Below are 20,230 nucleotides of genomic sequence, written 5' to 3' on the forward strand. Positions count from 1 at the left end.
GCTCTATGTCGTCTCGAAATGCGGACACGTTCGGCGCGGTGGACGCACCGGCCACGGCCGGACTCGTGGTCCTGGACGGGTGCGGCACCGGTGTCGCGGACATCGTCCGGCTCGCCGACGGCACCGCGCGCCCGGTCCCCGGCACCGAGGCGATGAAGCGCGTCGAGCTGTCCTGGGACGCCGCCCGGCAGATCGCCGCGACCGGCCGGGTCTACGGTCGCTCCACCGGCGTCGGCGCCAACCGGAACGAGGACGTGCCGACCGAGGCCGCCGCCGAGCACGGTCTGCGGCTGCTGCGCAGTCACGCCGGGGCGATCGGCGAGGAGCTCCCCGCCCGGCAGGTACGGGCCATGCTCGCCGTCCGCGCCAACCAGCTGCTGGCGGGCGGAGCGGGCCTGCGGCCCACCGTCGTCACCGCCCTGTGCGAGGCGCTGGAGGCCGGGGCGTACCCCGTGGTGAACGAGTTCGGATCGGTCGGCACCGGGGACATCGCGGCGCTGGCACAGCTCGGACTGGCGCTGGTGGGGGAGCACCGGTGGCGGGGAACGGGCGCTCCGGAGCCCCAGCCCCTCGACAACAACGACGCGCTCGCGCTGATCAGCAGCAACGCGCTCACCCTCGGACAGTCCGCCCTCGCCCTGCACGAGCTGCGCGGGCTGATCGCGGCCACCCAGGTCGTCGCCGCGCTGTCGCTGCTGGCCGTGGACGGCTCGCACGAGGCGTACGCCGCCCCCGTGCACGCCGCACGGCCGCACCGGGGGTCCGGCGAAGTGGCCCGGCGGATGCGGGAGCTGATCGGCGCCGCGGACCGGCCCACCCCGCCGCTCGGGCGGATCCAGGACCCGTACGGCTTCCGTTGCGTTCCGCAGATCCACGGGCCCGCGCACGACGCCGCGGACGCGCTCGACGAGGTCCTCTCCGTCGAGATCAACGCCGCGGCCGAGAACCCCCTGATCTCCCCCGAGGACATGGCCGCCTACCACCACGGCGGCTTCTACCAGGCCCAACTCGCCCTCGCCCTGGACCACTTCAGGCTGGCGGTCACCCAGGTGGCCCGGCTGTCCACCTCGCGGCTCTCCACCCTCAACGAACCCGCCTACACCCGGCTGCGCCCCTTCCTCGCCGACCACGAGCCCGCGTCCTCGGGTGTGATGATCCTGGAATACGCCGCCGGGGCCGCCCTCGGTGACCTGCGTGCCTTCTCCGCGCCCGCCTCGCTCGGCCACGCTGTACTCTCCCGGGGCGTCGAGGAACAGGCGAGTTTCGCCTCGCTCGCCGCACGGCAGACACTGCGGGCGTGCGGTGCCTACCGTCTCGTCGTCGGCTGTGAACTGGTCGCCGCCGTAAGGGCGCTGCGCCAGCGCGACCTGCGGCCCGACCCGGAGCTGCCGGTCGGACGGGCGCTGGAACTGGCCGAGTCGGTACTCGGCCTCGACCAGGCCGACCGGCCGCTCACCGACGACGTGACGGCGGCGGCCGCGCTGCTCGACCGGTTCACGGACATCTGGAGGGGGAGCGGATCATGAGCGTGGACAGGGACATGAACGTGACGGACAGCCCGGCCGGGCGCCTTCAGGCGCTCTTCGAGGGGCACCGGCTGACACCGACCCAGCGGCGCATCGCGCACAGCATGGTGCGGCGCGCGGCCGACGTGCCGTTCCTGTCGAGCGTCGAACTCGCCGAACTCGCCGGCGTCAGCCAGCCGTCCGTGACCCGCTTCGCGGTCGCGCTCGGCTTCGACGGCTACCCGGCGCTGCGCCGGCACCTGCGCGAGGTCGCCCCCGCCGAACAGGCGGCGGCCCCGGGCTCGTACAACGAGTACCAGCAGGCCGTCGAGGCGGAGATCGAGAACCTGAAGCATCTCGCGGCGGTGCTCGCCGACCCGCGCCCGGTGCAGCGCGCGGGACGACTGCTGGCCGCCTCCCGCCCGCTCCCGGTGCTCGGGCTGCGGGCCGCGGCCTCCCAGGCGTACGGCTTCGCGTACTTCGCCGCCAAGGTCCACCCCGACGTCCGGCTGCTGCACGAGGGCGGCACCATGCTGCACGACCGTGTCGACGCTGCCGTACGCGCCGGAGCGAGTGCCCTGCTCTGCTTCGCGCTGCCCCGCCACCCGCGCGAGGTCGTGGACGCCCTCGGCTATGCGAAGGAGGCGGGACTGACGGTCGTCACGGTCGCGGACTCCGCCTTCGCGCCGGTGGCGAAGGTGTCGGACCTGCTGCTGCCGGCCGCGGTCGGCACCGGCCTCGCCTTCGACACGGCCTGCGCCCCCATGCTCCTCGGGCGGGTCCTGCTGGAGGCGATGTGCGACGACCTGCCGGACGCGCAGGCGCGGCTGGAGGAGTTCGACACCCGGGCCTCGGCCCGGGGACTGTTCGTGGAATAGGTTCCGTGGTCACGGTTCGGTGGAGCCGCCGCGCTTCTCAGACTCGTCTCACCTTCGCTCGTTAGCGTGCCCGCCCGAGGACGCTGACGGCGACGAAAGGGAGGCGGAAGGTGGCACACGGAGGGCAGGGACTGGCTCGGGTGGCCGTCGTCGTGCGGGCCGGGGCCGCACCGTTGTGGTGGTGCGGAGTGTTCGCGGCCGGAATCGGAGTGCTGGTGCCGGGCCTGACCGGGCGGCGCATCGGCGTTCTGGCCGGGGCCGCACTGTTCGTCCTGGCCGCCGCCGTGACGGCGTACAGCCGCAGGAAGCGGTATGCCGCACTGGTCCGTGCCGCGGCCCGGGCGAGCAAGCACGACATCCTCCAGGACCGGGCCGTGACGATGCGCAACTGGCGCCGCGGCCACCGCTGGTGGCTGCTGCTCGCCTTCGTGGCCGCGCTGGGAAGCTCCTTCGCCCTGCCCGCCGCTGGCGGCATGCTGCTGGCCGGCGCGGGCGTCGGTCTGTGGCTGAAGGCCGGCTGGCTCGGGCGCCGCGAACGCGCCGCGGAGGCGCTGATCTGGGTACGGGTCGACTGGCTCGGCCGGGGGTCCGGTGCCCCCGCCGGCAAGGCGGTCAAGGCCTGCCGGGCCACCGGGGTGGCGGCCGGCGACGCCGCGCCCGGAGGAGCGCGGCGTCGCTGACCGGACACCGGCCCGGCCGTTACACCTCGAGGTCCGCCTCGATCCTCTTCAGCTGGTGCCTCGCCATCGCCAGGTTGGAGCGCTTGGCGTCGAGCACCAGGTACAGGAACAGCCCGTTGCCGCCGCGCCCCTTCATCAGCCGGATCAGGTGGTACTGGTCGGACAGCGTGATCAGGATGTCCTCGATCTCGCCCTTCAGCCCGAGGTGCTCCATGGTGCGCAGCTTGGCGCGGACGACGTCGGTGTTGCCGGCCGCCGCGACGGTGAGGTCGAAGCCCTTGCTGCCGCCGATCGTGCCCAGCGCCATGCCGCTGGTGTAGTCGACGAGAGCCGCTCCGGTCGCGCCCTCGATGGACGCCAGCGCCTCTTTCAGTGCGGTTTCGGTGTTGGTCATGGTGTGGTTCTCCTTCTCAGCTTTCCGATGTGCGTGGGGTGTTGGGTGTAGGAGTGGTCGGTGTACGGGATGCGCCGCGCGCCGGGCGGGCGCGCGTGGGGAGCGGGCTGGTGGCCCGCGTGGGAGCCCTCGCCGGGGTGACCGGTTCGCCGCGCGCCGTCGCGGCCTCCACGAGCTCGCCGATCCGGGTGCCGGAGCGCCGCCCCTCCAGATGCAGCCGGCCGACGTTGACCCGGTCCTCGGCCAGCAGCGTCAGTACGGCGGAGGTGCCCGCCGCGTACGTCGCCACATAGCCGTCGACGCCACGCACCAGCAGCTCGCGGAAGTCGCCCTGCCCGGTGGCGTCCGCCATCCGCACGGCGACCCCCAGTGCGGCCGCGGTGAGCGCGGCCACGCCCTCGGGTTCCACGCCGGGCGTGTCGTGGGCGAGCACGAGACCGTCGACGCTGGCCGCCAGAGCTCCGGTCAGCTGGGGCACGCGTGCCCTCAACCGGTGCAGTTCGTCGAGGACTTCGGGTTCCGCCGCCATCAGCAGTCTCCTCTCGGCACGCTGTCGCAGCGCGCGGATCACAGGGCCTCCCGTCGTTGCGGGGTCACAGCGCCTCCAGCGCGTCTCGCAGTCGGCGCAGCAGGGCGACGTCGGGGTCGGCGGAGGAGGACTGGGTGAGCACAGTGGGCACCGGAGGCCGCTCCGGCGGGGTCGCCGCCGTCACGACTCCGGCGGCGGCCAGCCGGCGGACGTCGACCAGGGTGTGGAAGGCCGGCCGCCCCAGGGCGAGCGAGATGTCCGAGGCCGTACGCAGGCCGTCCACCCGGCCGAGCACGGACCACTGCCGGAGCGGGACCGACGGTTCGCAGGAGCGCCGGGAGCGCGCCAGCGGAGCGGTGTCCGTCGCGGAGTCGGGCCAGACGCGGTGCAGCAACTGACGGCGGCGCACCGTCTCGCGCTCCAGCGCGGCCACCGGTACGGGGCGTACCGGACCGAGCCAGTGCGCGGCCCCGTACCGGAACCGGGCCGGGGTGCTGCTCGGCCCCAGCACGAAGTACGCCGCGTCGTACAGCGCCCCGAGGTGGCACAGTTCGAGCGCGCCCTCGGCGATCCGGCCGCGTTCCACCAGGAACCGGCCGACCCGGCGGCGCGCGCCGGCCTCCGCGACCGCCTCCCGCCAGGCCTCGGCTGCCACCACCCCGCGTGCGGTGAGCAGCACGTCGAGCGACGGGGTGGCGGGGCTCTCGGCGTGCACGACGTCTCCGTCGCAGAGGTAGAGCACACCGCGCTCGCGCACCAGGACGCCGGTGGCGCGCTCGGCGGCGAGCCGGCTGAGCATCGGCGAGACGGCGTTGACGGGGCCCGCCCCCTTGTCGCGCACCGGAAGTTCGAGCGGAGGCGGTGTTCTGACCGTGGTCATCCCAGCACCAGCCGTCCGGCCATCTCGCCGAGCCTGATCCTGGCCAGGGCGAGATTGCCGTCCGCGCGGTCCAGCCACAGGTGCAGGAAGACGCTGCTGTCGAAGGTGGTCCTGACGAACCGCAGCAGGTGGTAGCTGTCGCGGTTGCTGATGATCAGGTCCTCGACCGGTGTCTCCTGCTCGGACCAGTCGGAACCGTCGGCCGGGGCGAACGCCTTGTGCTCGGCGGCGAGCCGGGCGAGTTCGGCGGCCTCGGCCGCGGTCGTCTCGTGGTCACCGCCCGGCGCGTCCCCGACCGTGCCGAGGGCCAGCCCGCTGGTCCAGTCGACCACCGCGGCGCCCCGGGCACCGGGCAGTCGCATGGCTTCCAGTAGGCACTCGTCGATTCCGGGCACCGTTCATCCCCTCCCGCCAAAGGGTTCGGCCGAGTGACGACGAAGTTACGCAACGTGTGCGTGACGGGTGAGGGAATTGGCATTTTCCTGTGGTACATGCCCGGCGTTGACTAAGGTGGGTCGACTGACCACATTTTCCGCCGGGTTGGGCCTCCGTCCGAAGGCCCGCCGGGGGCGTTCGTGAGCCCGCCGCGGCGCGCGGCCGGCCTCCGCGCGCCGCACCGCCCGGTCCGGTCCGGTCTTCGATGCCGACCCGGGCCGCCGCCGGGTTTCCCGGGTCAATGGCGGCACACGTCCTAGAGGTCCGAGAGCGCGGAGGGGTGGGCACCGCCCGACTCGGCGACGATCTCGGCGACGGTCTGCGGCTCCCGTACGACCGCGAAACGCACCCCCGGGTTCCCGCGCCCGCCCGTGTCCCGGTCGCCGCCGCCGGCCGGTGCGTAACCGTGGATGCCGGGGCGGGCCAGGGAGTTGTACGCGTAGTGGTGCGCGAAGTAGTACGCGCCCGTGTCCAGCGCCGCCGCGTAGTCGCCCTGTTCGAGCAGCGGCAGCGCGAGTCCCTCGGCGAGCAGGTCGCCCGCGAAACAGGCCGGGCCCGCGACGTCCTGCACCACGTCGGGTCCCGGCTTGGGCCGCCCCTTCGCGTCGTAGGCGGCGATGCGCAGCGGCCAGGACGCGGGCGCGTACACCGTACGGGCCGCGATCTGCACCCCGGCGTGCGTGACCGCGACGGGGCGGCCGCCTGCGGACTTCGCGTACTCGACCCGCGCGACCACGGTTCCGTGTTTGGCCAGCAGGGACCGCCCGAACTCGGTGACCAGTCCGTAGCGCCCGTCGAAGAGCCCCGGCACGGCCTCGGCGAGCAGGCGCGCGTACTGCGCGTAGGTCGGGGCCGTGGCGTCGGAGCCGAAGTTGACCGGCAGTCCGCCGCCGATGTCGAGCGTGTCGATCTGCCGCCGTCCGACGTGCCGGTTGATCTCCTCGGCGAGCGCGTACGTCTCGGCGATCCCCCGGGCCATCAGCGAGAGCGGGATGCCCTGCGACCCGGTGTGCGCGTGCAGCCGGGTCAGCCAGGGGCGGTCGGCGTACGCCCGGACGATCCACTCTCGGGCACCCTCGTCGCGCAGGGCGACGCCGAACTTCGAGGTGGCCGTCGCGGTCGAGAGTGCCTCGATGGAACCCCCGCCGACCTGCGGGTTCACCCGGATTCCGAGAGGTGAGGCGGGAGTCGTGGTCCCCACCAGGGCGTCGAGGCGCGCCAACTCCTGCGGGTTGTCCGCGTTGACGGCGATGCCCAGCGCCAGCGCCTCGCGCAGCTCGGCGAGCGTCTTGGCCGGGGAGTCGAGCACGGTCCTGGACGGCGGTATCCCGGCCGCCCGGGCGAGGGCCAGCTCGCCCGGGCTCGCCACCTCGGAGCCGATGCCGTGCTCGTGCAGCAGCCGCAGGACGGCCACGAGGGGCGTCGCCTTCACCGCGAAGGCGTGCAGGACGGGCGTGCCGGGCGCGGTCACCACGTCGAAGGCCGCCCGCAGCTCCGCCGCCGAGGCCCTGATGCCGGGAACGTCGAGCAGCGCGATGATGGGGGACTCGGGCCCCAGCAGCCCCTGTTCCACGGCGGCCCGGACCGCTTCGTCGCGCCGCGCCACCCGATCGGAGTCCGAACCGTGCCCACCGTCCCCCGCGGGCGGCCTGCCATCGCCCGGGGCCGTCACGGGCATCACCCTGTGCCCACCCGTCCCGTCGCTCATCGGTTCCCGCGACCTGTCCCTGTCTGAGCCCATACATCCCAGCCAAACACCCGCGGCGCGCCCGCGCTGGCCTACACAGCTATTGACTAGCTCTATTCAAGAAGCCAGGATGTGAATATCTGCTGCAACAGTTCGCTGCAGCGTCAGCCGGAACAGTTCCGCACAGGAGGCAGACCATGTCAGGACCCCGCCCCGTCCGAGCGCCGCGCGGTACGGAACTGAGTGCCCTGGGATGGCAGCAGGAAGCCGCGCTGCGGATGCTGCAGAACAACCTCGACCCCGAGGTCGCCGAGCACCCCGACAAGCTCGTCGTCTACGGCGGCACCGGCAAGGCCGCCCGCGACTGGCGTTCCTTCGACGCCATGGTGCGCACCCTGCGGACCCTGAAGCAGGACGAGACGATGCTCGTCCAGTCCGGCCGTCCCGTCGGTGTCATGCAGACCCACGAGTGGGCCCCGCGCGTCCTCATCGCCAACTCCAACCTGGTCGGCGACTGGGCCAACTGGGAGGAGTTCCGGCGCCTGGAGGCCCTGGGCCTGACCATGTACGGCCAGATGACGGCCGGCTCCTGGATCTACATCGGCACGCAGGGCATCCTCCAGGGCACCTACGAGACCTTCGCCGCGGTCGCCGCGAAGAAGTTCAACGGCACGCTCGCCGGCACCATCACCCTGACCGCCGGCCTCGGCGGCATGGGCGGCGCCCAGCCGCTCGCCGTGACGATGAACGACGGCGTCGCCATCTGTATCGACGTCGACCCGCGCGCCATCGAGCGCCGCATCGAGCACCGCTACCTGGACGTGAAGGCCGACTCCCTGGAGCACGCCCTCCAGCTCGCCGTCGAGGCCCGCGACCAGCGCAGGCCGCTCTCCATCGGCCTCCTGGGCAACGCCGCCGAGCTGCTGCCCCGGATGCTCGCCGAGGGCGCCCCCGTCGACATCGTGACCGACCAGACCTCGGCCCACGACCCGCTCGCCTACCTCCCCGTCGGTGTGGACTTCGACGACATGGCCTCGTACGCGGCCAAGGACCCGGCGGGCTTCACCACCCGCGCCCGCGAGTCGATGGCCCGCCACGTCGAGGCCATGGTCGGCTTCATGGACGCCGGCGCCGAGGTCTTCGACTACGGCAACTCGATCCGCGGCGAGGCACAACTCGCGGGATACGAGCGGGCGTTCGCCTTCCCCGGCTTCGTCCCCGCCTACATCCGCCCGCTCTTCTCCGAGGGCAAGGGCCCCTTCCGCTGGGCCGCCCTGTCCGGCGAGGCCTCCGACATCCACAAGACGGACAAGGCGATCCTCGACCTCTTCCCGGAGAACGAGTCCCTGCACCGCTGGATCAAGCTGGCCGGTGAGCGCGTCCACTTCCAGGGCCTGCCCGCCCGCATCTGCTGGCTCGGCTACGGCGAGCGCGACAAGGCGGGCGAGCGCTTCAACGACATGGTGGCCTCCGGTGAGCTCGCCGCGCCCCTGGCCATCGGCCGCGACCACCTCGACTGCGGTTCCGTCGCCTCCCCGTACCGCGAGACCGAGGCCATGCTCGACGGCTCCGACGCGATCGCCGACTGGCCGCTGCTCAACGCCATGGTGAACGTGGCCTCGGGCGCCTCCTGGGTCTCCATCCACCACGGCGGCGGCGTCGGCATGGGCCGCTCCATCCACGCCGGCCAGGTCACCGTCGCCGACGGCACCGCGCTGGCCGGCGAGAAGATCCGCCGCGTCCTGACCAACGACCCCGGTATGGGCGTCATCCGCCACGTCGACGCCGGCTACGACATCGCCGAGTCCGTCGCCGCCGAGCGCGGCGTGCGCGTCCCGATGCGGGAAGGCGACTCCGCGTGACCCAGCACGACGGCGGGCCGGGGACCGTGCCCCCGGCCGCCCCGGCCGCCCCGGGCGGCTCCGCGCCGGCCTCCTTCCACGCCATGTGGCGGGACCTTCGGCCAATCGGGCGCCACGCGGACAGCGGCGGATACCGCCGGTTCGCCTGGACCGGGGCCGACGCCGACTGCCGGGCGTGGTTCCGGTCGCAGGCCGAGTCCCGCGGGCTGCGCTACGAACTGGACCGCAACGGGAACCAGTGGGCCTGGCTCGGCGACCCCGCCGAGGGCGACGCCGTGGTCACCGGATCCCATCTGGACTCCGTGCCCGACGGCGGCGCCTTCGACGGCCCGCTCGGCGTCGTGTCGTCCTTCGCCGCCCTCGACGTACTGCGCGGCAGGCAGGTCCGGTTCACCAGGCCCCTCGCCGTCGTCAACTTCGGGGACGAGGAGGGCGCCCGGTTCGGACTCGCCTGCGTCGGCTCCCGGCTGGCCGCCGGGCAGCTCACCGTCGAGCAGGCACACCGGCTCACGGACGCCGACGGCGTCACGCTGCCGCAGGCGATGGAGCGGGCCGGGTACGACCCCGACACCATCGGACCGGACCCGGAACGCCTCTCCCGTATCGGCGCCTTCGTCGAACTCCACGTCGAGCAGGGCCGGGCCCTCGACCTGTCCGACGACCAGGTCGGCATCGCCAGTGCCATCTGGCCGCACGGCCGCTGGCGCTTCGACTTCCGGGGCGAGGCCAACCACGCGGGCACCACCCGGCTCGTGGACCGCCGCGACCCGATGCTCCCGTACGCCGAGACCGTGCTCGCCGCCCGGCGCGAGGCCCGGCTCACGGGCGCCGTCGCCACCTTCGGCAAGATCTCCGTCGAGCCGAACGGCGTGAACGCCATCCCGTCACTGGTGCGCGGCTGGCTCGACTCCCGCGCCGCCGACCAGCCGACCCTCGACACCGTCGTCACCGGCATCGAGAAGGCGGCCCGCGAGTACGCGCAGGCCCAGGGCGTCGAACTCGACGTGGTGCGCGAGTCGTTCACCCCCGTCGTCGAGTTCGAGCACGCCCTGCGCGACGAGCTCGCCCGCATCCTCACCACCGCGGCCGACCTCACCGTCCCCGTACTGGGAACGGGCGCCGGACACGACGCCGGAATCCTCTCCGGGACCGTCCCGACCGCCATGCTGTTCGTACGCAACCCCACGGGTGTCTCGCACTCCCCGGCCGAGTACGCCGCCGAGGACGACTGCGTGGCCGGGGTGACCGCACTCGCCGACGTACTCGAAGGGCTGGCCTGCAGGTGACGCAGACGTACTGGCTGGAACACGCCTGGCTCGACACCCACGTCGAGCCGGGCGTCGCCCTGACCGTGTCGACCACCGGCTCCGCCGCCGGCGCGGACGGACGCATCACCGCCCTCCGCACGGGCGTCCGCACACCGCCCCCGGGCGCCGAGATCCTGCGCGGACTCACCCTCCCCGGGCTCGCCGACGCCCACTCGCACGCCTTCCACCGAGCCCTGCGCGGCACCGTCCAGGTGGGGTCCGGCACCTTCTGGACCTGGCGCGAGACCATGTACTCCGTCGCGGACCGGCTGACCCCGGAGACCTACCACGCACTCGCCCGCGCGGTGTACGCCGAGATGGCGCTCGCGGGCGTCACGGCCGTCGGCGAGTTCCACTACCTGCACCACGCCCCGGGCGGCACCCGCTACGCCGACCCGAACGCGATGGGCGAGGCACTGATCGAGGCCGCGCGGGAGGCCGGGATCAGGATCACGCTGCTCGACACGGCGTACGTCTCCTCGGGCTTCGGCCAGCCGCCCAACCGCCACCAGCTGCGCTTCTCCGACGGCAACGCGGACGCCTGGGCGGAACGCTCATCCCTCCTCAAGGACCGGGACCACGCGCGGATCGGCGCGGCCGTCCACTCCGTACGGGCCGTGCCCGCCGGACAGCTGGCGACGGTGGCGCGCTGGGCCGAGGAGCGGCGGGCCCCGCTCCACGTCCACCTGTCCGAGCAGACCGCGGAGAACGACGCCTGCCTCCAGCACCACGGATGCACACCCACCCGGCTGCTCGCCGACCACGGTGTGCTCGGCCCGCGCACCACGGGCGTCCACAACACACACCTCACCGACGAGGACATCGCGCTGCTCGGCGGCTCCTCGACCGGCACCTGCATGTGCCCCACCACCGAACGCGACCTCGCCGACGGCATCGGCCCCGCCGCGGCCCTGCAGCGCGCGGGCTCACCCCTCTCCCTCGGATCCGACAGCCACGCCGTCATCGACCTCCTCGAAGAGGCCCGCGCGATGGAGCTGAACGAACGCCTGCGCACCCGCACCCGCGGCCACTGGACGGCCGCCGCCCTGCTGCGCGCCGCCTCCGCGGACGGTCACGCGGCCCTGGGCTGGGACGACGCGGGCATCCTCGAACCCGGCGCGCGCGCCGACTTCACGACCATCGCGCTCGACTCGGTCAGAACCGCGGGCACGCTGCCGCGGCTCGGCGCGGAGTCGGCCGTGTTCGCCGCGACGGCCGCCGACGTGCGCCACACGGTCGTGGCGGGCCGGCCCGTCGTACGCGACGGCGCGCACACCCTCGTACCGGATGTGCCGAAGGCCCTCGCGGACGCCGTCGAAGCCCTGCGCGCCTGAAACCCGTCCACAGGCTCACCACCGACAAGGACGCCATGAGCACCGTCATCACCAACATCGCCACGCTGGTCACCAACGATCCCTCCCTCGGCGACGGACCCCTCGGTCTGATCCGGGACGCGGCCGTCGTCATCGACGGCGACCGCGTCGCGTGGACCGGTGACTCGAGGCAAGCACCCGCCACCGACAACCGGGTCGACGCCGGGGGCCGGGCCGTCATCCCCGGCTTCGTGGACTCCCACTCGCACCTCCTCTTCGCGGGCGACCGCACCGAGGAGTTCAACGCCCGGATGTCCGGCCGCGGTTACACGGCCGGCGGCATCCGCACCACCGTCGCCGCGACCCGTGCCGCGAGCGACGAGGACCTGGAGCGCAACCTCACGCACTACCTCGGCGAGGCGCTGCGCCAGGGCACCACGACCTTCGAGACGAAGTCGGGCTACGGACTCACCGTCGAGGACGAGGCGCGCGCCCTGCGGATCGCCGCCCGCCACACCGACGAGGTCACCTACCTCGGCGCGCACATCGTCTCCCCCGATCACGCCGACGACCCGGCCGCGTACGTGGCCCTGGTGACCGGCGAGATGCTCGACGCCTGCGCCCCGTACGCCCGTTGGATCGACGTCTTCTGCGAGAAGGGCGCCTTCGACGGCGACCAGGCCCGCGCGATCCTCACCGCGGGAAAGGCGCGGGGCCTGCACCCGCGCGTCCACGCCAACCAGCTCACCTACGGCCCCGGCGTCCAGCTCGCCGTCGAACTCGACGCGGCGAGCGCCGACCACTGCACGCACCTCACCGACGCCGACGTGGCGGCACTCGCGAGCGGGAACACGGTGGCGACCCTGCTGCCCGGCGCCGAATTCTCCACCCGCGCCGAGTGGCCGGACGCCCGCCGCCTGCTGGACGCGGGCGTCACCGTCGCCCTCTCCACCGACTGCAACCCGGGCTCCTCCTTCACCTCCTCCGTCCCGTTCTGCATCGCGCTCGCGGTGCGGGACATGGGGATGACCCCGGACGAGGCGGTGTGGTCGGCCACGGCGGGCGGCGCCGCGGCCCTGCGGCGCGAGGACATCGGCCGCCTCACCGTCGGCGCCCGCGCGGATCTGACCCTCCTGGACGCGCCCAGCCACGTGCACCTCGCCTACCGGCCCGGCGTACCGCTGGTCACCGGCGTCTGGCGGCGCGGCGTACGCGAGGTCTGACCGTCCCGGGCCCCGGTCCGGGCGTCCCGGAGCGGGGCCCGGTCAGGACGCCCCCGCCCGCCACCGCTGCTCCCCGCTCCCGTTCAGCGGGAGCAGCGCCAGGCCGTCGCCGCCGTCCGGGGTGAGCGCGGTCTCGAGGGCGACGGCCGGGCGGATCACACCGTCGTCGTCCACGGTGAACCGAAGGTTCTGGGCGTGCCGGCCCTCGGCCGAGGAGCACTCCCAGATGCCGACGCCGTTGTCGACGGAGCCGCGGCTGTCCAGGCAGAAGCCGGAGTCGGCGTACGACTGGAGGACGCCGCGGGAGGCGTCGACGCGCCAGCGCTGGGTGGGCGAGGAGTCGCAGGAGGCCGTGACGACGTCCGTGCCCTTCTCCAGGTCGCCGTCCCGGATGTCCAGGCACAGGCCCGAGGCGGCGTTCACCACCTGGGCGTACGCGCCTCCCGGCGGAGCGGCCGGGGCGGGCGTGGGGGACGGCTTCGGGCGCGGGGACCTCGAAGGGGACGACGACGCGGTCGGCGGGGCGGAGGCGCCGCTCGCCGAGGCCGACGCGCCGGACGGGGACGGGGACGGCGTCGCCGAGACCGTCGCCGTGACCGTCACCGACGGCGGGCTCACGGGGGTGCCGGCCGCGCCCGCCGCGTTCTGGGCCGGTGGGCCACCGGACGGCAGCAGGAAGAGCAGCAGCGGCGCCAGGGCGACCCCGAGGGCCGCCGACGCCAGCACCAGGCGGCGGGACGGCGGCCAGGGCGGTCCGGACAGTGCCCGGACGTCGGGCGCCGGCTCGTGGGCGCCGGTCAGGGTGTAGGCCGTGCCGGCCCAGGGCAGCAGGCCCTCGGCCAGGGCGGTGCGCGGGTGGTCGCGCAGGGCGGACAGCTCTTCGTACGCCGTCGTGCAGTGCGCGCAGTGCGCCATGTGGGCGTCGAGGTCGGGACTGAAGCGAGGGTTGTCGGGCCGCAGCGACTCCTCGATGAGCCGCCGGAAGTCCCCGCAGGAGGGGTCGTCGGACGCCGCCAGCCGGGCCTTGACCCCGGCCTGGCCCAACGCCTGGAGCGCCTGCTCCGTGCCGTACGTCACATCCTCACGGGTGAGGCCGAGCAGCACCGCCGTCCGCTCCTCGGGCTCCCGCTCCACCAGCCCGTACCAGATCAGGCCCTGGGCGCGGGACGGGAGGGACTGGAACGCCGGGAGCATCCGTGGGGCGGGGCCCTCGGGGCCCGTCGTGTTCAGGACCAGGAGCAGCCCGGCGTCGAGTCCGGCGGCCCGCTCGTCGGCGGCCCAGGACGCGGCGACCCGCGAGGTCAGCAGGAGGAGCTGGTGCCGCCATGGGACGCCGGGGTCGCTGCCGCGGGCCGTCTCCTGGGCCGCGAGGGTGAAGGCCTGCGCCGCGAGCTGGCGTGCCACGGACTCGCTGGTGGTGCAGAGGCGGGCGTAGGCGAGGACCGACGCGCGGTGGCGGCCGCGGAGTTCCTGCAGGGCCGGGTACGCGGTCGGGGTGGCGGCGCGCAGCAGTTCGGTCAGGCGCGCGTCGGGCGTCCGCGCGTGGGCACCGCCGTCGCCGGCCCCGGTCCCGTCGTCCTTGCCGGCCGGATCGCCCTGAGCCATCCCTCCGCCTCCTCGTCCCCCGTGCGGTCGCTCGCCCCGTACTGACCTACCGGCCGGTTTGGGGTGCCCACAGTGACAGGGGTGACCCTCCGGGGAAAGAGTGGGGAGGAGGTTTCCCGGGGTAACTTCCGCCCGGGAAAAGGAACTGTGCGGAATGAACCGGATGAAGCGGAAAGAAGCGGTCCGGCACCGTCAGGGCCGGACCGCTTTCCACCGGGACCACGCGGGGGAGTTCCGGGACCGCTTGTGGGGGTACCAGGAGTGCGTGGGGGAGTTCCGGGACCGCTCGTGGGGGTGAGGCCCCGTCACTCCTCGACCGTCAGGCCCCTGCGGAGCCGCACCAGCGTGCGCGACAGGAGCCGCGACACGTGCATCTGCGAGATGCCGAGTTCGTCACCGATCTCGGACTGGGTCATGTTGGCGACGAAGCGCAGCGACAGGATCTGCCGGTCGCGCGGCGGGAGACCGGCGATCAGGGGCTTGAGGGACTCCACGTACTCGATGCCTTCGAGCCCGTGGTCCTCGTAGCCGATGCGGTCCGCGAGCGCGCCCTCGGAGTCGTCCTCCTCGGGCTGGGCGTCCAGCGAGCTGGCCGTGTAGGCGTTCGAGGCGGCCATGCCCTCGACGACCTCGTCGTTGGTGATGCCCAGGCGCTCCGCGAGCTCGGCCACGGTGGGCGACCGGTCGAGCCGCTGGGCGAGTTCGTCGCCCGCCTTGGCCAGGTCGAGCCGGAGTTCCTGCAGCCTGCGCGGCACCCGCACGGACCAGGAGGTGTCGCGGAAGAAGCGCTTGATCTCGCCGATGATGGTCGGCATGGCGAAGGTGGGGAATTCGACGCCGCGGCTCAACTCGAAGCGGTCGATCGCCTTGATCAGACCGATCGTGCCGACCTGGATGATGTCCTCCATCGGCTCGCTGCGGGAGCGGAAGCGGGAGGCGGCGAACTTCACCAGCGCGAGGTTGAGTTCGACGAGCGTGTTGCGGACGTACGAGTAGTCGTGGGTGCCCTCTTCGAGGGACTCCAGGCGCTCGAAGAGCGTCTTGGACAGCGCTCGCGCGTCCACCGCCCCCACCTCGTCGTACGGGGGGATCTCCGGGAGCCCTTCCAGACCGGCGAGCTCCGCGCCGAGGTCGGCGGGATCGTGGTCCGGGTGCTCCGGAGAGGGTGCCGACGTCGCCCTCTGGGTCTGCGATGCGTCGAGCCGGGGTGACATGTGTCCTCCATCGTTCTCGGCATATGGCCGCCGATGCCAATACGTGCACTGCGGTGTGCGGCGCCTCCGTAGCCGGCCGTGTCGAATAGCTGTCGCTACTAGCCCTACCCGCTTTCGCTCATCCCTCGCAAGTGCGTTTCACTGCTAAATGTCCGTTTTATGGGGGTTGTTCGGGTGTCGGGGATCGTAAGGAAGGCGTAGTGTTCGAGTGCGTAATCAGCACTCACGACGCTCGGGAGAGAGACGGCATGGACCGCGGGACGGTCGGCAGCGCACAGTCGGGCCGGCTTCTGGTCGAGGTGCGGGAAGAGGGCTCTAGTGCCGTCGTGACTCCCGCGGGTGAGTTGGATCACCACACGGCCGAATTGTTGCGTGAGCCACTCGAGGCCTGCCTCGAAAAGGGGTATGCCCGGCTCGTCGTGGACTGTTCACGGCTGGAGTTCTGCGACTCCACCGGGCTCAACGTGCTGCTCGGTGCCCGGCTCAAGGCCGAGGCCGCGGGCGGTGGCGTCCATCTGGCGGGGATGCTGCCGGTGGTGGCTCGGGTCTTCGAGATCACCGGGGCGGAGGCCGTCTTCACCGTTCACGAGACGCTCGATGCGGCGCTGGCCGACTAGGCGGGGCGCTCGGGCGCCGCTCTGCCGCGCCCCGGTGCGCCCGCGCGGCCGCCGCGTCACGTCTGTCACACATTCCCGGCCTCGTCGGGGGGTGTTCCGGCGCGACAGTCGGGCAGGAGACATCCTGACTATGTCGGCGAGAATCGGTGGGAACGTCGTAGAGAAGCGCTGTAGATATTCGTCCCGAGCGTCCTGGACACGGAAGTGTCCTGATGTCCTGAGTGCGGAAGCCCCTGGTGTGCGTACCACATGCTGAGTACTGAGTCTTGAATCGTGATACTGGTGAATCGGTGAGGTGAAGCGCTGATGAGCACCACCCGGCCCTACTCGCCGGGCGACCGCGGCCCGGAGTCGGGCGACGGCGGCGCTTCCGGGGCGTCGGGAGACGGCGTGAGCGTGTCCGGGCACTCGGTGGCCCCGACCGCCGACGGCGTGTCCGTGACGGTGTCCGCGGGCGACGCGGGCGTTCCGTCCGCCGCCCGTTCGGCCCGCAGTCTGAGTTTCGAGGGTGAGAGCGCCGTCGTGCCGCTCGCCCGTGACTTCGCCCGTCAGGCGCTGCACGCGTGGGGCTGGCTGCCCGCCGCGGGCGCCGACCGGCGAGCCGCCGCCGAGGACGTCCTGCTGGTCGTCTCCGAGCTGGTCACCAACGCCTGCCTGCATGCCGAGGGTCCGGAGGAGCTCCGGATCAGCTGCGACAACAAGGTGCTGCGCGTCGAGGTCTCCGACCGGGGCACCGGCCAGCCCGCCCCGCGCACCCCGCACCGCGCCGGACGGCCCGGCGGCCACGGCATGTTCATCGTGCAGCGGCTGTGCCTGGACTGGGGAGTCGTCCGTGCCCCGGGCGTCACCGGCAAGACCGTATGGGCGGAACTCGGGGCACCTGCCTGACGCCCACCAGGAGTTACCCGCGGTCATGACGTCTCTTCGTACGTGCCGCACGCGCGCTGGATCTCCTCAGATCCGGCGCGCGCTTTGTCTTCCCTCCACAAGGCCCCGGGCGTACCTTGACGGCCGATCTGATGTTCCGTCAGGAACCAGTCGGGAGTGAGGGGCAGGCCGTGCCGAACCGGACGTACCAGAAACGAACCGCCGCGCTCGCGCTCGCCGCGGCCCTGGCCGGCTCGGCGGTGCTGATGGCCGCCCCGGCAGCCCAGGCCGCCGTGGTGGACGTCAACTACCAGTGCAAGACACCGATCGGCGACAAGAGCGCCGTGTCGCCCATCGACATCAGGAGCGTCAGGAGCGGCAGCGCCTACAAGCTCACCATGTCCTGGCAGAAGGGCGTCTCGTCCAGCCCGGTCGAGCTGGGCAAGGGCGCGATGAGCCCGAGCGCGGTCATCAAGGTGGGCGGCGCGGACAGCGGCACGGTCGCGGTGAGCGGGCCGGCCAACGCGGCCGCGATCCCCGCCAACACCCCCATCAAGATCAGCGACCTGAGCGGGACGTACACCCCGTCCAAGAGCGGCAAGGTCACCTTCACGGCGGGTGTGCTGACCATCAAGGCGCTCGGCACGACGACCACCTGCACGCCCACCAACGACCCGGGGCCCTCGCTGACCCTCGACGTCACGGCCGCGGGCGGCGGGTCCGGGTCGGGCGGGTCGAGCGGGTCGGGCGGGTCGGGCGGATCGGCTTCCCAGGGCGGCTCCGGCTCCGGCGGACAGCTCCCGCAGACCGGCCCGGCCGACTCGGCGCTGGCCCTCGGCACGCTCGGCGGCACCGTACTTCTCGCGGGCGCCGCGGGCACGCTGTGGCTGACGCGCAGGCATCAGGCGGCACGCCGCTGACGCGTTGACCCGTTCGACGACCAGGAGCCGCCGATGCCCTACGCCCGTGTTGTGTGCTGTGCCGTCGGCGTGCTGCTGTCGCTGGCCGCGCCCGCGGCCGCCGCGGGCGCGGACGGCTGGTCCGTCGTGCCGTCCGCGGGCACGGGCACCGGGCGGCCGTACGTCTACGCGGAGGGGACGCCCGGCACGGTCCTCCAGGACACCGTGTCCGTGCTCAACCCGGGCGCGCGGCCGCTGACGGTCCGGCTGCGCGGCGCGGACGCCGACAGCACCGCGCGCGGCGGCTTCACCGTCCGTACCACCGGGAGGCCGACGGACGCGGGCGCCTGGATCGCCTTCGCCGAGGAGCGGCAGGGACACCGGGCGCCGACCGGCACGGTGTCCGTGCGGGTGCCCGCGCGCACCCGTGCCGACGTGCCGTTCAGCCTGAGCGTTCCGCCGGGCGCGACGCCCGGCGACCATCCGGGGGCGATCGTCGCGAGCGCCGGCGGCCGCTCCTCGGCGGTACGGGTGCGGCTGCGGGTCGGCGGACCGGCGTTGTCGGCGCTCACGGTCGAGCACGTCGCCCTGCACGGCGGACGCATCTCGTACGAGCTGGTCAACCGCGGCAACACCGTGCTCGCCCCGAAGCTCGCGGTACGCGCCGACGGTGTCCTCGGCAGGGTCCTCGACCGCCCTGCGAGGACCCTTCCGGTCGAGCTCCTGCCGGGCCGCCGCGTGACGCTCACCGAGCCGTGGCGCGACCCGCCGGCGCTGGACGCGGTGGACGTGCGGCTCACGGTGACGGCGGCGGGAGGGGCGCGCGCCACCGCCTCCACGCCGGTGCGGTTCGTGCCGTGGGGCGCGGTGGCGGGTGTCGGGTGCGGTCTCGCGGCGGTCGCGGCGCCGCTCGTCGTACGGCGGCGCGGGCGCCGTACGACGGACGACGGGGCGTGCGCACCAGCGTGTACGGAAGTGGGGCGTACGGAAGCGCGGCGTACGGAAGCGCGGCGTACGGAAGCGCGGCGTACGCAAACGGCGTGTACGGAAGCGGAGTGGACGGGAGCGGTGTCGTGAGCTTCGTCGGTGGCAGGGCGCGCGCGGCGGTGCGGGCGGCGGCGGTCGCGCTGCTCGTGGTCCCGGTGGCGGGGACGGCCGCCGTGTCCGTCGCGTCCGGGGGATCCGTCGCGTCCGCCGGATCCACTGGACCCGCCGTGTCGGCCGTGTCCGTCGCGTCCGACACGGGGAGACCGGGGGTGAGACTGTCCACCTCCGAGGCGGGGACGGGTGGTTCGGTCACCGTGACCGGCAGTGGATGGCGTCCGAAAACACTGCTGATGATGCTGATCTGCGGGCAGTCCGTACCGTCCCGCGGGGTGATCGGCGGCACCAACTCCTGCGCCAACGCGGACGGCCGGGCCGTCACCACCGACGCGCAGGGGAAGTTCGAGAAGAGACTGCCGGTCACCGAGCCGCCCAAGCCGTGCCCGTGCGTCGTGCACGTCGCCACGGTCACGGGCGAACAGGCGGCGGCGGACGCCGTCTTCATGGTCGCGGGTCACTCGGTCGAACCGCTGCCCGAGGAATCGGGCGCCGGCCGCCTGGCGATGCTCACCGACACCCGGCTGGACGGCTCCGGCGGACTGCTGACCTGGTTCGGCGCGCCGCCCGCGCGGGATCTCGTCTTCACCGTCGGCAACGTCGGCACCGCCTCCGTCAAGGACCCCGTCTTCCAGGTCGGCACCTCGCACGGGGTGTTCGCGCCGCAGTGGGAGGAACAGCAGTGGCGCGGCACGGTCGCGCCCGGCAGGAAGGCGCGGATCACCCTCCCGGTGGAGCTCGCGGCCGGGGCGCACGGCGACTACACGGTCTCCTTGAAGTACGGCGGGAAGGTCCTCGCCGAACAGCCTTGGGGCGTCGGCCGCCCCTGGGGGGTGACGCTCTTCTGGATCCTGCTGGGCGTGGTCGTCCCGGCGGCGGTGTTCCGGATCGGGATGGCCGTGGTGGACCGGGTGCGGCCCCGCAGGTCGGCGCGCCGTGCGCGCCGTCACCGGGGTCCGCGGCTGCCGGACATCACCGTCCGGCTGCCGTGGCCGGGCGGTTCCCCCGCCTCGCCGTCCGCACCCCCCGCGCCGGGTTCCGCGCCGGAGGCGACGACGTCCGCCGCGGCGGGGAACCGCGCGCCGAGGACCGCCACGACCCCGACCCTGCCGTGGTTCACACCGGACAGCGATCCCGGTGGCGCCGCGAACGGTCAGCTCTCCGCACCGCAGGAGAACAGTCCGACGACGAAGGGGAACACGTGAGTACGCGATGGAGAGTCGTGCCGGCGGGA

19 protein-coding genes are annotated in these 20,230 nt (G+C 73.3%); 12 read left to right on the forward strand and 7 right to left on the reverse strand.

Translation table 11 applies throughout. From position 1 onward, the window contains the following. Positions 1–5 precede the first annotated feature (5 nt). The 3 genes from OG199_RS24930 to OG199_RS24940 all read left to right on the forward strand — a co-directional run bounded on the left by OG199_RS24930 (position 6) and on the right by OG199_RS24940 (position 3,063). Complete coding sequence (locus OG199_RS24930) at positions 6–1,526, forward strand: aromatic amino acid ammonia-lyase (RefSeq protein WP_356799881.1); 1,521 nt, start codon at positions 6–8, stop codon at positions 1,524–1,526. Continuing rightward, positions 1,523–2,383: a MurR/RpiR family transcriptional regulator gene (locus tag OG199_RS24935; protein WP_356799879.1), complete on the forward strand. Its 861-nt coding sequence runs from the start codon at positions 1,523–1,525 to the stop codon at positions 2,381–2,383. Before OG199_RS24930 ends, OG199_RS24935 begins: the two co-directional genes overlap by 4 nt. Before the next feature lie 110 nt (positions 2,384–2,493). Then, a complete protein-coding gene (locus OG199_RS24940) occupies positions 2,494–3,063 on the forward strand; it encodes a hypothetical protein (RefSeq protein WP_405831334.1) in 570 nt (189 codons plus the stop codon). Positions 3,064–3,082: 19 nt separating this feature from the next. Here the strand turns inward: OG199_RS24940 and OG199_RS24945 are convergent, their stop codons facing one another. From OG199_RS24945 to OG199_RS24965, 5 genes are all read right to left on the reverse strand, one after another. Continuing rightward, positions 3,083–3,457: a hypothetical protein gene (locus tag OG199_RS24945; RefSeq protein WP_168528468.1), complete on the reverse strand. Its 375-nt coding sequence runs from the start codon at positions 3,455–3,457 to the stop codon at positions 3,083–3,085. Between the two features lie 16 nt (positions 3,458–3,473). Further along, positions 3,474–3,986, reverse strand: a complete 513-nt coding sequence (locus tag OG199_RS24950) for a roadblock/LC7 domain-containing protein (RefSeq protein WP_405831336.1) — start codon at positions 3,984–3,986, stop codon at positions 3,474–3,476. Between the two features lie 64 nt (positions 3,987–4,050). Beyond that, complete coding sequence (locus OG199_RS24955; RefSeq protein ID WP_356799873.1) at positions 4,051–4,866, reverse strand: transcriptional regulator; 816 nt, start codon at positions 4,864–4,866, stop codon at positions 4,051–4,053. Next, positions 4,863–5,261 carry a hypothetical protein gene (locus OG199_RS24960; protein ID WP_153290196.1) on the reverse strand — a complete coding sequence of 133 codons (399 nt, stop codon included), beginning with the start codon at positions 5,259–5,261 and terminating at the stop codon, positions 4,863–4,865. Before OG199_RS24960 ends, OG199_RS24955 begins: the two co-directional genes overlap by 4 nt. A 296-nt stretch (positions 5,262–5,557) precedes the next feature. Then, the gene (locus OG199_RS24965) at positions 5,558–6,979 is read right to left on the reverse strand and encodes a diaminopimelate decarboxylase (RefSeq protein ID WP_405831337.1); all 1,422 of its coding nucleotides are present in this window, start codon (positions 6,977–6,979) and stop codon (positions 5,558–5,560) included. A gap of 206 nt (positions 6,980–7,185) precedes the next feature. Here OG199_RS24965 and hutU point away from each other — a divergent pair, with 206 nt between their 5' ends. The 4 genes from hutU to hutI all read left to right on the forward strand — a co-directional run bounded on the left by hutU (position 7,186) and on the right by hutI (position 12,693). Continuing rightward, entirely contained in the window at positions 7,186–8,850 is a 1,665-nt protein-coding gene (gene hutU, locus OG199_RS24970; RefSeq protein WP_266699588.1) for a urocanate hydratase, read from the forward strand. Positions 8,851–8,933: 83 nt separating this feature from the next. Beyond that, entirely contained in the window at positions 8,934–10,136 is a 1,203-nt protein-coding gene (locus tag OG199_RS24975; RefSeq protein WP_405834660.1) for an allantoate amidohydrolase, read from the forward strand. Continuing rightward, positions 10,133–11,491, forward strand: a complete 1,359-nt coding sequence (locus tag OG199_RS24980) for a formimidoylglutamate deiminase (protein WP_401800795.1) — start codon at positions 10,133–10,135, stop codon at positions 11,489–11,491. Before OG199_RS24975 ends, OG199_RS24980 begins: the two co-directional genes overlap by 4 nt. A 35-nt stretch (positions 11,492–11,526) precedes the next feature. Continuing rightward, positions 11,527–12,693, forward strand: coding sequence for an imidazolonepropionase (hutI, locus tag OG199_RS24985; RefSeq protein WP_356799867.1), 1,167 nt, complete (start codon positions 11,527–11,529; stop codon positions 12,691–12,693). A gap of 42 nt (positions 12,694–12,735) precedes the next feature. Here hutI and OG199_RS24990 read toward each other — a convergent pair whose 3' ends face one another. Beyond that, entirely contained in the window at positions 12,736–14,298 is a 1,563-nt protein-coding gene (locus OG199_RS24990) for an RICIN domain-containing protein (RefSeq protein ID WP_405831340.1), read from the reverse strand. Between the two features lie 305 nt (positions 14,299–14,603). Beyond that, the gene (locus OG199_RS24995; protein WP_356799863.1) at positions 14,604–15,512 is read right to left on the reverse strand and encodes an RNA polymerase sigma factor SigF; all 909 of its coding nucleotides are present in this window, start codon (positions 15,510–15,512) and stop codon (positions 14,604–14,606) included. Positions 15,513–15,760: 248 nt separating this feature from the next. Here OG199_RS24995 and OG199_RS25000 point away from each other — a divergent pair, with 248 nt between their 5' ends. The 5 genes from OG199_RS25000 (at position 15,761) to OG199_RS25020 (ending at position 20,201) form a co-directional block, all read left to right on the forward strand. Then, a complete protein-coding gene (locus OG199_RS25000) occupies positions 15,761–16,129 on the forward strand; it encodes an STAS domain-containing protein (RefSeq protein ID WP_266699584.1) in 369 nt (122 codons plus the stop codon). Positions 16,130–16,435: 306 nt separating this feature from the next. Beyond that, a complete protein-coding gene (locus OG199_RS25005) occupies positions 16,436–17,017 on the forward strand; it encodes an ATP-binding protein (protein WP_405831342.1) in 582 nt (193 codons plus the stop codon). A gap of 131 nt (positions 17,018–17,148) precedes the next feature. Next, positions 17,149–17,916, forward strand: a complete 768-nt coding sequence (locus OG199_RS25010; protein WP_401800799.1) for an LPXTG cell wall anchor domain-containing protein — start codon at positions 17,149–17,151, stop codon at positions 17,914–17,916. Positions 17,917–17,949: 33 nt separating this feature from the next. Next, positions 17,950–18,972: a hypothetical protein gene (locus OG199_RS25015; protein WP_405831344.1), complete on the forward strand. Its 1,023-nt coding sequence runs from the start codon at positions 17,950–17,952 to the stop codon at positions 18,970–18,972. After that, the gene (locus tag OG199_RS25020) at positions 18,969–20,201 is read left to right on the forward strand and encodes a hypothetical protein (protein ID WP_405831346.1); all 1,233 of its coding nucleotides are present in this window, start codon (positions 18,969–18,971) and stop codon (positions 20,199–20,201) included. The genes OG199_RS25015 and OG199_RS25020 overlap by 4 nt, the downstream gene beginning before the upstream one ends. Positions 20,202–20,230: the final 29 nt, after the last annotated feature.

This window comes from Streptomyces sp. NBC_01176 (assembly GCF_045039825.1).
Taxonomy (GTDB): Bacteria; Actinomycetota; Actinomycetes; order Streptomycetales; family Streptomycetaceae; genus Streptomyces.

Coding starts and splice junctions, on each gene's coding strand:
- OG199_RS24930 (WP_356799881.1), top strand. CDS start 6: ATGTCGTCTCGAAATGCGGACACGTTCGGCGCGGTGGACGCACCGGCC.
- OG199_RS24935 (WP_356799879.1), top strand. CDS start 1,523: ATGAGCGTGGACAGGGACATGAACGTGACGGACAGCCCGGCCGGGCGC.
- OG199_RS24945 (WP_168528468.1), bottom strand. CDS start 3,457: ATGACCAACACCGAAACCGCACTGAAAGAGGCGCTGGCGTCCATCGAG.
- OG199_RS24950 (WP_405831336.1), bottom strand. CDS start 3,986: ATGGCGGCGGAACCCGAAGTCCTCGACGAACTGCACCGGTTGAGGGCA.
- OG199_RS24955 (WP_356799873.1), bottom strand. CDS start 4,866: ATGACCACGGTCAGAACACCGCCTCCGCTCGAACTTCCGGTGCGCGAC.
- OG199_RS24965 (WP_405831337.1), bottom strand. CDS start 6,979: ATGCCCGTGACGGCCCCGGGCGATGGCAGGCCGCCCGCGGGGGACGGT.
- hutU (WP_266699588.1), top strand. CDS start 7,186: ATGTCAGGACCCCGCCCCGTCCGAGCGCCGCGCGGTACGGAACTGAGT.
- OG199_RS24975 (WP_405834660.1), top strand. CDS start 8,934: ATGTGGCGGGACCTTCGGCCAATCGGGCGCCACGCGGACAGCGGCGGA.
- hutI (WP_356799867.1), top strand. CDS start 11,527: ATGAGCACCGTCATCACCAACATCGCCACGCTGGTCACCAACGATCCC.
- OG199_RS24990 (WP_405831340.1), bottom strand. CDS start 14,298: ATGGCTCAGGGCGATCCGGCCGGCAAGGACGACGGGACCGGGGCCGGC.
- OG199_RS24995 (WP_356799863.1), bottom strand. CDS start 15,512: ATGTCACCCCGGCTCGACGCATCGCAGACCCAGAGGGCGACGTCGGCA.
- OG199_RS25000 (WP_266699584.1), top strand. CDS start 15,761: ATGGACCGCGGGACGGTCGGCAGCGCACAGTCGGGCCGGCTTCTGGTC.
- OG199_RS25005 (WP_405831342.1), top strand. CDS start 16,436: ATGAGCACCACCCGGCCCTACTCGCCGGGCGACCGCGGCCCGGAGTCG.
- OG199_RS25010 (WP_401800799.1), top strand. CDS start 17,149: ATGTTCCGTCAGGAACCAGTCGGGAGTGAGGGGCAGGCCGTGCCGAAC.
- OG199_RS25015 (WP_405831344.1), top strand. CDS start 17,950: ATGCCCTACGCCCGTGTTGTGTGCTGTGCCGTCGGCGTGCTGCTGTCG.